Raw genomic sequence first — 10230 nt, 5'->3', positions numbered from 1 at the left:
CTTCCCTGCGGCACGCCTTTGCGGCGCCTGGCCAGTCTCCCGTTGATAAGAATGGGAGCCCGTAGCCATTTGCGGATAAGGCGAAGGGTGAGCGGGCATCTTACCTTGCAGTAGAGCAGCTGCAGCAGCAGGCAATGGTCCACCTCATCGAAGAAGTTCTGAAGGTCTATATCCACGATATGCTGATAGCCCTCGTGGATATACCTGTGCGCCTGCTGCAGGGCCTGGTGGGCATTGCGGTTGGAACGGAAGCCGTAGCTGTGCTCCTTGAACTCCAGCTCGAAAAGCGGTGCTATCACCTGATTTGCCGCCTGTTGCAGCACCCGGTCGGTGACGGTGGGAATGCCCAGCAGGCGATTCTTACCGTTGCTCTTGGGTATGGCTACCCCTAAGATGGGAGAAGGCAGGTACCTGCCGTTGCAGATGTCGGTGGCGATGGCGTCCCTGTTTTCTTTCAGGTGCAAAGCCAGCTCCTCCACCCGCATACCGTCCACGCCCGCCGAACCTTTGTTGGCCAGCACGTGCGTGTATGCCTTGAGCATGTTGCCCCGGTGGAGTACCTTCTCTATCATCTTTTGTTTTATTACTTTTACTTGTAATCTCTGCCCCGCTTAAGGCAAGGCTGGCACAGCCTCCTTGCCGAATTTGGGGCAACTTAACGTTCGGCCCTTCAGCAGATTGTGAGACCTCCGGGTGCTTCCCAGCTCGTTACTTCTACCTACTATGGCCTCTGCTGACTTCTCACTGTGTTCACGACACCGGGAGACCTCCCCAGGTAAGAGCACATTCCTTCCTCCGATTCCTGCTGCATCTACACAAAGTCGTTTGTTGGTCAGGGGCATCGCAAAGGGGTGCTTGCTTACCCACGACTTCCTGCCTCTTATGCAGTTTCTGTCCGTCAGTACCGGATTTTGCAGTTCCGCTTTCTTCACTGCACGCCTCACGACGAACCAGCTTGCGGCTTGCTAACAGGCTTCACCAACTCGCCTGTAAGGGACTTTCACCCTCTGGAATAATTTGATACCTTTAGTACCAGGTGCCCATACTGGGCGCACACCACACCTATACGGCAGCTTCGCCACCGCATAGCCCAGTACGTTCACCCAAACAATCAATCAAATGGCAAAGCTTTACCTGCTCCCCTACCTACTGCTTTTCATCCAGTGGCCGCTTATAACCGTTACGGGTAGTGTTGTAGACCAGGAGGGCAAGCCCTTGCCAAACTGCGAAGTCAAAATTGCTGAAACGGCAGTAAATACATTTACTGATTTAGAAGGAAAGTTTACGATCAAAACCAGCCTATACAACACAAAAAATTTTGATGTGCTTCTAACCACTGACGGTGCTCCTACCTATCGAATTACAGGTGTGAAATATGTAAACGACAGCATTTACCTCGGCAGAATGGAGTTGCGTTGGAACAAATTTCTGGAGGTGCAAGAGTATGAAAGCTTGAGTAAAGCAGACAAGACAAAATGCAGAGCAATCTCACATTGGGGCAAGTTGTTAGGCTATCAAGACATCACTGAACTTGATAAGAGTACAGCTATACCTTGTCCTACAGACTCTACTCAAATGCTATTTTTCAACTATGAAAAAGGAGATAATGAGATTCGTTTTTCCTATGAGCAACTTATAAACTGTAAGTAAGAAAAAGTTTATAAAAGAGCCTGATTTAACTCTCTTTACATTATACAGCTTCACTAGTTTTTTACCTCTACCCTCATGTCCACTAACCTCCACCAAAAATCTACGAACGAAGAAATAAGAGAACGCTTTGATAAAGATGTAGAAAGGTTTGCCAATCTGGGCACGGGGCAGCAATCAACGATAGATGCGCCTGTGTCTTTGGAGCTGATAACGGATGCGGCCAGAGCGGTGAATCCCAAAGCAGAGAACCTACTGGATATTGGCTGCGGCGCAGGCAACTATACTCTGAAAATGCTGCACAAGCTGCCTAACCTTAACTGTACATTAGTCGACCTGTCGCAGCCTATGTTAGATCGGGCCAAGGCGAGAGTGCAGGAAGCTACCAACGGAAGCATCGAAAGCATGCGGGGTGATATTCGGGAGATCGCCTTGCCAGAAAATCATTATAATATTGTACTGGCTGGCGCTGTGTTGCATCACCTGCGGGAGGAACAGGATTGGGAGTTTGTGTTCAGTAAACTATATAAGTCGCTCAAGCCAGGAGGCAGCTTCTGGATCTCAGATTTGATCATTCACAATTCAAAAGAGATAAACCAGCTTTTCTGGAGCAAGTATAGCGAATACCTAGTAAGTATAGGAGGCGAGAATTACAAGAATAACGTGCTGGCCTACATCGAAAAAGAAGACAGCTCACGCTCCGTTACTTTTCAATTGGATATGATGCGTAAAGTCGGTTTCAGAGAGGTGGAAATACTGCACAAGAACATTGCCTTCGCAGCTTTTGGAGGGATTAAATAAATGCTTTGTTTTTTGGCCAGACTTTGTTCAAGCTATACAGCACTAGCCACCCAGTATCGCCTATAATATAAGGGCGAAACTGTTATTCTATCTTTGGCAAAACTCTTAACTTCAGCCTGCATATAACTTTCAAAACTCTTGTGTAAGCCTCTATGAAAAAAACAATCATAAATACTGTTCTCCCCGCAGCTTTCGCCCTTCTTTTTATAGGTTCCAGCTCTTTTCAGCCTAAAAACAAGTGGACGTCTCTGCTCGACATAAACTTGTCGCAATGGGAGGTGTACCAGAGTTACCGCCATACAACAAGCTACAACGGCAACGTTCCTTCCGGTGAAAACGGCAAGACGATAGAGCCTATTGGGTACAATAAAAACGAAGCGAATGTTTTCTCGGTGGTAGAAGACAGTGGCGAGCCAGCTTTAAAAATCAGCGGTGAGATTTATGGCTGTGTTTATACGAAGCAGGAATACGAGAATTACCACCTCAAGCTAAAGGTGAAATGGGGCGTTCAAAAGTGGGAACCGCGAAAAGATTTACTCAAGGACTCTGGCCTACTCTACCATTCTGTAGGAAAAGCGGGCGTAGATTATTGGCGGTCTTGGATGCTAGCGCAGGAGTTTCAGATTATGGAGGGGCACATGGGCGACTATTGGAGCATTGCGAATTCTGCCATCGATATAAGAGCTTTTATTCCTGAAGGTGATATGAACACAGTGGCCAGTGCCAGGCAGCCGTTTCAGCCAGTTGGAGCAGGCAAGAGTGTTAGCAGTTTTTGCCTGCGCAGCGAAGACCATGAAAGCCCTGAAGGTGAATGGACGAACGTAGAACTAGTCTGCTTCGAAGACAAAAGCCTACACATCGTGAACGGGCATGTCGTAATGGTGCTACAGAACTCCAGATATGTGGTAGATGGGCAGGAAATTCCGTTGACGAAAGGTAAGATACAGCTGCAAAGCGAGGCAGCTGAAGTATTTTATAAAGAAATCCAGATTAGAAGTATAGATGAGATGCCGAAGAAGTATGCTGCTTATTTCAAGTAGCGGGCACAAACTACTTCTAAGTCATGCCTACTGGCGTTACACCTGTAGTTGGGCACAAATAAGTTGGTTCGCTTTGCTGGTTTCTTTCAGATTAAAATTTTTGTGAAAAAGGTCGAACTACTGAAAAAAATAAAGGTACGAGCCGCAAGCCCGCACCAGCAAAAAAGCATTATAGGAGCATGAGCTACATTAAAAAGCACAGCTTATTGCCTCTTAATGTAACAAGTAGCAAGGGAAGCGAACAACTACTTCTCTTGCTTTCTGAGCATAAACCCGTAAATAATTAAACCTACTCCTGCAGCAAAGGAAAGGTACATCTTGTTCTGGTTAGATAACGATTTGTACACGTCCATGCCAAATTTACCAGGGTCCTCCATCACTTCAGAAATTTTCTGAGGGTTATCAAGTAAATCTTTTAGTGGTTGTTTGGTTGAGATGTCTGCCATAGTTTTAGAGTTAAAATTGTTTTGTTAAAGGTTAAGCCTTCTTTTTCTGCATTAGGCGGAAAATGCGAACTCCCAAAACTACTACAGCTCCAGGTATCGCCATATAGGTCATTATTTTAAGTGGATCCATATAAATAGATTTTACCATAGATACGGAACAGCAGCTATAATAGGTTATATCTTTTAGCCACAACAGCGCAGCAAACTTCTAATCACGCCTTCAAGAAAGAAAAAGCCCGCTCAGATTGCTCTGTAGCGGGCTTAATAGATTGTTCTAAGGACATTGAAGCAGTAACTATTTTGCAATGTTTCTTTCGATTTCGCGCAGGTTCTCCATCTTTTTATTTCTGAGGAAGCCGTTGATGTCTTCGAAGTGCTCACGGATGCGCTTGTTGCCAAACTCAAATACCTTTTCTGCCAGCCCATCCAAAAAATCTCTATCGTGAGACACCAGGATCAGCGTTCCATCAAAAGCCTTTAGTGCGTCTTTTAGAATGTCTTTTGTTTTGATATCAAGGTGGTTCGTTGGTTCGTCCAGAATGAGTAGGTTCACAGGCTGTAGCAGTAGCTTAATCATCGCCAGTCGCGTCTTTTCCCCTCCCGAAAGCACCTTCACTTTCTTCTCAACCGTATCGCCGCTAAACATAAAGGCTCCTAACAAGTCTTTAATTCTGGTACGCATATCACCCACGGCAATCTCATCTATTGTCTGGAAAACCGTTAGGTTCTCGTCCAGCAAAGAAGCCTGGTTCTGGGCAAAGTACCCAATCATACAGTTGTGGCCCAACTGGAGCGTTCCTTCAAAATCAATCTCGCCCATAATGGCTTTCACCAGTGTAGATTTACCTTCGCCGTTTTTGCCTACAAAAGCTATTTTCTCGCCACGGTTTATAGTTAGCGAAGCATCTTTGAAAACAGTATAATCGCCATATTTCTTCGTTAGGCCATCTACAATTACAGGGTAATTACCAGAGCGCGGTGCAGGTGGGAACTTTAAGTTCAAGGCAGAAGTGTCTACCTCGTCTACCTCAATTATCTCCATCTTCTCCAGCATCTTCACCCGCGACTGCACCTGCAGTGTTTTAGAGTAGGTGCCTTTAAAGCGATCTATGAAGCCTTGAATCTCGGCGATTTCCTTTTGCTGGTCCTCAAACTGCTTTTGCTGTTGCTCACGGCGCTCGGTGCGCAGCTGCAGGTATTTGCTGTAGTTAACTTTGTAATCGTAGATGCGGCCCATTGTCACTTCAATGGTGCGGTTGGTGATATTATCAACAAAAGTTTTATCGTGCGAGATCACGATGACAGCCTTGGCATTGTTCACCAGGAAGTCCTCGAGCCACTGAATGGATTCAATATCAAGGTGGTTTGTTGGCTCATCGAGCAGAATCAGGTCGGGCTTTTGCAACAGAATTTTTGCCAGTTCAATGCGCATGCGCCAGCCACCGCTAAACTCATTTGTAGGTCTTGTGAAGTCTTCCCTGGAGAAACCTAAGCCTTTCAAGGTCTTTTCTACCTCTGCATCAAAGTTTGTCTCTTCTATTGAGTAATACTTCTCCCCCAGTTCCGAAACTTGTTCAATCAGTTTATAATAGTCATCAGAGTCGTAGTCGGTGCGGGTTTCCAGCTGATGGTTCAAATCATCCATCTGTGCCTTCATATCCAAAATATTGGCAAATGCTTTCGATGCTTCTTCAAACACCGTGCAATTGTCTTGGGTAAGCAGGTGCTGTGGCAAATAGGCAACCACAGCGTCTTTAGGAGCAGATACTTTTCCGCGCGTTGGTTTATTTACTCCAGCAATTATTTTAAGTAAAGTGGATTTTCCTGCACCGTTCTTACCCATCAGCGCTATGCGGTCTTCAGGGTTTATGTTAAATGAAACGTTGCTAAAAAGAGCTGCACCGTTAAATTCAACGGCAACCGCATCAACTGAAATCATAATGTTTTAATTTTAAGCTGCGAAGATACAACATTCTGACGCTAGATTAATTTCAGAAAGAATTTTTAAACTGCAGAAAAAGCAGCAACTTTAGCTATAAGCTCAACTTTTACAGTTTCAAATCGAGTACAAATTTGTGCAACCGAACGAACAGCTGAAGCACAAACCAAAAAGATAATCATGCAAATAATCCGCGAATCCACCTACAGGGCAGCACAGGAGGTAGCAGAAGCAGTTGAAAAACACTTTACCAGGCGTATAGACGCAGCACAATCTGTCGGGAAAGAAGTACTGGCTTACGCACCCAGCAAGCGAACAATTGAGGTGGTGCTAGATGCCGCGTTCTGGGCTAGCCTTCGGCGCGAGGAAGGAAACCCTCCAAAAATTTCTATAGCATTTCTGCCTCCAGACCAAGCGGAAATGCCAATGCTTTTTGAGCAGCCAATTCCTTTTTCGCCAGATACACTCATAAAAATTGCTCCTGGCGTTGAAAGACCAGGTATACACCTGGGAATTTGGCCTAAGGACGGCGAACTATACATCTGGGGTGCAACACGCACTATTCCCAGCCTTTGCTTTGTGGTAGACGTGTCAGAACCTGGTTTATTGGTGGTGAAGCACAGGCGCACAGACGGCTATGGAAAATTTGCAAATGTGGCTGTGCTGAAAGGGGATCAGGTAAAAGTAGTGGATGAAAATGGCGCTGCCCTACCCGATTGCCCAAACCTGCTGTCGTCTTTACTCAGCTCTAGCACCTCACCTGGTTTCTTTGCTTCAACCAATGTGCTTATTCAATTGGCTGTATCTATGCGTGCACATCATCAGGGCGGCTCCTTATTAGTTGTGCCAAGCAACTCTTCTGCCTGGCAAGAGTCAATCATTCGGCCCATTATGTATGCGGTGCAGCCAGCCTACTGTGCTTTGGCCGATTTAATGCTGCAAGAACAGGAAAATACAAATGATGCACTTTGGCAGAGCAAGCTTCGCAAGGAAATTGACAGCTTAGCAGGTCTTACAGCTGTAGACGGTGCAACCATCATTGACGACCAGTATAACTTACTTGCCTTCGGTGCTAAAATTGGTAGGCCGCCTCAAGCCACACCCATCGATCAAGTTATGTTGACTGAGCCTATTATTGGCGACAGTGGCAAGGTTGTACATCCATCAGAGAATGGTGGCACCAGGCATTACTCAGCAGCTCAATTTGTACACGACCAGCAAGATGCATTGGCCATGGTAGCATCACAGGATGGGCGCTTCACCATCTTCTCCTGGTCACCTTGCGAAAACATGGTACAAGCGCATAGGATTGACTCTTTACTGCTTTAAAACACTTGTGATTTTATGGTGCTAAAATTGAGTTGGAAGTAAACAAACAGAACCATAAACTAAATCAGAGAGTACAACCAAACACGAAGAACATTCGGAAATATTGAGCCCATTTCTCTAACTATGGAAAAATTCCCCAATTACCAGCTTACCATACTGGACGATGCTACCGTAGATGTAGAAAGCCTCGTTAAAAACAAAAAGTTACTCATCCTGGTGTTTTACAGAGGTTTCCATTGCAGTGTTTGTTATAGGTATGTGCACAGGTGGGGTACCTATTACCCAGAATATGCTAACCTAGGCATTGAAGTTGTTGCTGTAAGTACCGACACTCCATTGCGTGCGCAGCAAGCGAAAGAGGAATGGTTTACGGGTAAACTACCTATGGCGCATAGCTTTTCTTTGAAAGATGGTAAAGATTTAGGAATGCATATTAGCCACGGCTTTGGAAGCCAACAGCCAGAAGAATTTTTAGAACCCGCCTTGTTCGTGCTTAAACCAAATCTGGAGATTTTGGCTAGCTCTGTACAAAGTACTCCTTATGCGCGCCCAGATATAAAAGTATTGCTACACGATCTGGAGCAAATTCTGGCCCACTGATTTTATTGTATGACTCGTCTGGTTCTGAATGTTGGCACAGCACTAATGCAGGTAGCCAGGTGCTTTTTTCTGAAAACTATAGAAAAGATAAAATAAGGCTGGGAGAATGAGTAAGCTGCCCAACAATAAGGCCCAACCTAAGGCTACCATTGTGCCTACTGGTGCCTGATGCTGCAACAGCGACAGGTTCTGCCCTCCCTGCACCATTAGAAAATCTGGAAAATGAGGGTATCCTACGGCTAGCAAAATCATAGTTACCTGGAAACCTGCCAGCACACGTACTTTTTTAGCCTTACCCTGCGATAACCAATACCAGAGCAAAACCAGTGAAAGCGTAGCTGCTATCACTGCCGTCAGGCTAATAACTGAGCCAAAAATCCACTGCACCAGTGGAACATCTTCTATAGATGCGGCAAGAAAAACCAACGCTCCGCAAATTACAGCTGCAACGTTCATCGAAATAGCTTTTCGGATAAACCTGTCTTTGTCCCGCCTTTCTGTAGCCTCTCCCACCAAATACACAGCTGCTAAAAAGCCGCAAAGCGCAACTGTAAAAAAGCCCACCGCTATAGAAAAATAGTGCAGCCAGCTATAGATGTAAGCAGACATAAAGTCTTGGGCCTGCAGATCAATTTTACCCGCTAATACACTTCCAGCTATTATCCCTAGAAACAAAGGCGTAACGAAACTTGAGTAAACAAAAATGCGGTTGTAAAGTATTTGCATATCATCTACCACGGCATCGTAGTGTCGGAACACAAAGGCTGTCCCGCGCGCAATAATACCTAGTAGCAACACCACTAGCGGGATGTGCAGGTAAACGGACATGACACTGTAAATTCTAGGGAAACCGACAAACAAAATAACAATAGCAATGATCAGCCACATGTGGTTTGCCTCCCAAACTGGTCCGATGGTGTGGTGCATGGTTTCGCGGGTGCGGTTTCTGTTTTTGCGCGAAGTGAACAGCTCCACAATGCCAGCCCCAAAATCGGCCCCTCCAAGCAAAAAGTAGAGCAGTATAGCCAGGCACAGGTAAGCAATAACAACGTATTCCATAGTTTATTAGCTTGGTATTTGCGACTCTTTCTTAGCATCGTACAGCACTGGCACCATCTTTATTTGTCTGTAAAGCAAAAAGATAACAAGCACGCTAAGCGATACATAGATAGCCGTAAAAAGATAAAAAGAATAAGCTATACCTGGCATGGGTGTTACAGCATCGGAGGTACGCATAATGCCATAAATAATCCATGGTTGGCGCCCTACTTCTGTTACCACCCAACCTGCCTCAACTGCCAGAAAACCTAGTGGAGTGGCAATAATGAAAAGCCACAGAAAGAGTCTGTTGTTCAGCCATGATTTCTTGCGCCACAGTGTTCCGAAATACAGCAACGATACCAGCACCAGAAACATGCCTATACCAACCATAATCTGAAAGGCAAAATGTGTTACTGTAACAGGAGGAAGCTCTTCTGCTGGAATTTTATCCAGCCCTTCTACCACACCAGTAAAGTTTCCGTGCACCAAAAAGCTCAGCATTCCTGGAAGTTTGATGGCATAATCTACTTTCTTGTTCGCTTCATCGGGTAGGCCACCAATGATTAAAGGGGCTGAAGCCTCTGTATGAAAGTGAGCTTCCATGGCAGCTAGTTTTGCAGGTTGGCGCACGGCTACATCTTTGGCAGACAAATCTCCGCTGAGAGGCTGCAGCAAAGCAGCCACAGCACCAAAAGAAGCCGCTATTTTAAAAGCTCTCGCATGAAAAGCAACATTTTGCTTTCGCATGATCATGAAAGCATGTACGCCAGCCACCGCAAAACCTGTGGCAGCAAAAGCAGCCAGCGTCATGTGCAATGCTTGCGTAAACCAAGCCTCGTTAAACATAGCTGCCATAGGATCAACGTTCACGAACTCTCCATTCTGCACATCAAAGCCAGCAGGACTGTTCATCCAGGCATTGGCCGAAACAACAAGTATACCCGAGGCGAGGCCACTTATGCCTACTACTACGCCCGTAAACCAATGAAACCAGCGGTTAAAGCGGTCCCAGCCGTAAAGAAAAAAGCCTAACGCAATGGCCTCTATAAAAAAGGCTGTTCCTTCCAACGAGAAAGGCATACCGAATACAGGCCCTGCATGCTCCATAAAATTAGGCCAAAGCAAACCCAGCTCAAAAGAAAGCATAGTGCCAGACACGGCACCCGTTGCAAAGAAGATGGCTACTCCCTTGCTCCAGGCTTTCGTAATATTTTTAAAGTTATCATCGTCCGTTTTCAGCCAACGGTAATGGGATACTGCCATAAAAAAAGGCATCACCATACCAATACAGGCATAGATAATATGAAAACCGAGCGAGAGTGCCATTTGTGAGCGTGCTGCGAGAAAATCATCCATGGCAAATTTGTTTAGCTACAGAATAAAGGTA

General features: G+C 45.6%; 10 protein-coding genes. 5 read left to right on the top strand and 5 right to left on the bottom strand.

Annotated elements, in window-relative coordinates:
* On the bottom strand, window positions 1-572 hold a 572-nt coding region (locus LN893_RS10655), incomplete at its 3' end, for a reverse transcriptase domain-containing protein (protein WP_255709979.1).
* Between the two features lie 547 nt (window positions 573-1119).
* Between LN893_RS10655 and LN893_RS10650 the strand changes: the two genes are divergently transcribed.
* The 3 genes from LN893_RS10650 to LN893_RS10640 all read left to right on the top strand — a co-directional run bounded on the left by LN893_RS10650 (window position 1120) and on the right by LN893_RS10640 (window position 3488).
* Entirely contained in the window at window positions 1120-1650 is a 531-nt protein-coding gene (locus LN893_RS10650; protein ID WP_229969803.1) for a carboxypeptidase-like regulatory domain-containing protein, read from the top strand.
* A gap of 75 nt (window positions 1651-1725) precedes the next feature.
* Window positions 1726-2448 (top strand): class I SAM-dependent methyltransferase, encoded by a 723-nt coding sequence (locus LN893_RS10645; RefSeq protein ID WP_229969802.1) that lies wholly within the window; start codon window positions 1726-1728, stop codon window positions 2446-2448.
* A gap of 152 nt (window positions 2449-2600) precedes the next feature.
* Window positions 2601-3488 carry a 3-keto-disaccharide hydrolase gene (locus LN893_RS10640; RefSeq protein WP_229969801.1) on the top strand — a complete coding sequence of 296 codons (888 nt, stop codon included), beginning with the start codon at window positions 2601-2603 and terminating at the stop codon, window positions 3486-3488.
* Between the two features lie 245 nt (window positions 3489-3733).
* Here the strand turns inward: LN893_RS10640 and LN893_RS10635 are convergent, their stop codons facing one another.
* Window positions 3734-3934 (bottom strand): hypothetical protein, encoded by a 201-nt coding sequence (locus LN893_RS10635; RefSeq protein WP_229969800.1) that lies wholly within the window; start codon window positions 3932-3934, stop codon window positions 3734-3736.
* Window positions 3935-4229: 295 nt separating this feature from the next.
* Window positions 4230-5873 (bottom strand): ABC-F family ATP-binding cassette domain-containing protein, encoded by a 1644-nt coding sequence (locus LN893_RS10630; protein WP_229969799.1) that lies wholly within the window; start codon window positions 5871-5873, stop codon window positions 4230-4232.
* Between the two features lie 180 nt (window positions 5874-6053).
* On the opposite strand from LN893_RS10630, the gene LN893_RS10625 reads away from it, so the two are divergent.
* Both LN893_RS10625 and LN893_RS10620 read left to right on the top strand, forming a co-directional pair.
* Complete coding sequence (locus LN893_RS10625; protein WP_229969798.1) at window positions 6054-7202, top strand: putative sensor domain DACNV-containing protein; 1149 nt, start codon at window positions 6054-6056, stop codon at window positions 7200-7202.
* Window positions 7203-7325: 123 nt separating this feature from the next.
* The gene (locus LN893_RS10620; RefSeq protein ID WP_229969797.1) at window positions 7326-7802 is read left to right on the top strand and encodes a redoxin domain-containing protein; all 477 of its coding nucleotides are present in this window, start codon (window positions 7326-7328) and stop codon (window positions 7800-7802) included.
* A gap of 42 nt (window positions 7803-7844) precedes the next feature.
* Here LN893_RS10620 and LN893_RS10615 read toward each other — a convergent pair whose 3' ends face one another.
* Window positions 7845-8861 (bottom strand): cytochrome d ubiquinol oxidase subunit II, encoded by a 1017-nt coding sequence (locus tag LN893_RS10615; protein ID WP_229969796.1) that lies wholly within the window; start codon window positions 8859-8861, stop codon window positions 7845-7847.
* 6 nt (window positions 8862-8867) lie between these two features.
* Complete coding sequence (locus LN893_RS10610; protein WP_229969795.1) at window positions 8868-10199, bottom strand: cytochrome ubiquinol oxidase subunit I; 1332 nt, start codon at window positions 10197-10199, stop codon at window positions 8868-8870.
* Window positions 10200-10230 lie beyond the last annotated feature (31 nt).

The organism is Pontibacter harenae (genome assembly GCF_020907245.1).
GTDB classification, from domain to species: domain Bacteria; phylum Bacteroidota; class Bacteroidia; order Cytophagales; family Hymenobacteraceae; genus Pontibacter; species Pontibacter harenae.
This window is presented reverse-complemented; position numbering and strand designations above follow the sequence as displayed.

Excerpts from the sequence above, each read along its gene's own strand:
- LN893_RS10615 (WP_229969796.1), bottom strand. The coding sequence starts at position 8,861 with ATGGAATACGTTGTTATTGCTTACCTGTGCCTGGCTATACTGCTCTAC.
- LN893_RS10635 (WP_229969800.1), bottom strand. The coding sequence starts at position 3,934 with ATGGCAGACATCTCAACCAAACAACCACTAAAAGATTTACTTGATAAC.
- LN893_RS10640 (WP_229969801.1), top strand. The coding sequence starts at position 2,601 with ATGAAAAAAACAATCATAAATACTGTTCTCCCCGCAGCTTTCGCCCTT.
- LN893_RS10610 (WP_229969795.1), bottom strand. The coding sequence starts at position 10,199 with ATGGATGATTTTCTCGCAGCACGCTCACAAATGGCACTCTCGCTCGGT.
- LN893_RS10630 (WP_229969799.1), bottom strand. The coding sequence starts at position 5,873 with ATGATTTCAGTTGATGCGGTTGCCGTTGAATTTAACGGTGCAGCTCTT.
- LN893_RS10620 (WP_229969797.1), top strand. The coding sequence starts at position 7,326 with ATGGAAAAATTCCCCAATTACCAGCTTACCATACTGGACGATGCTACC.
- LN893_RS10650 (WP_229969803.1), top strand. The coding sequence starts at position 1,120 with ATGGCAAAGCTTTACCTGCTCCCCTACCTACTGCTTTTCATCCAGTGG.
- LN893_RS10645 (WP_229969802.1), top strand. The coding sequence starts at position 1,726 with ATGTCCACTAACCTCCACCAAAAATCTACGAACGAAGAAATAAGAGAA.
- LN893_RS10625 (WP_229969798.1), top strand. The coding sequence starts at position 6,054 with ATGCAAATAATCCGCGAATCCACCTACAGGGCAGCACAGGAGGTAGCA.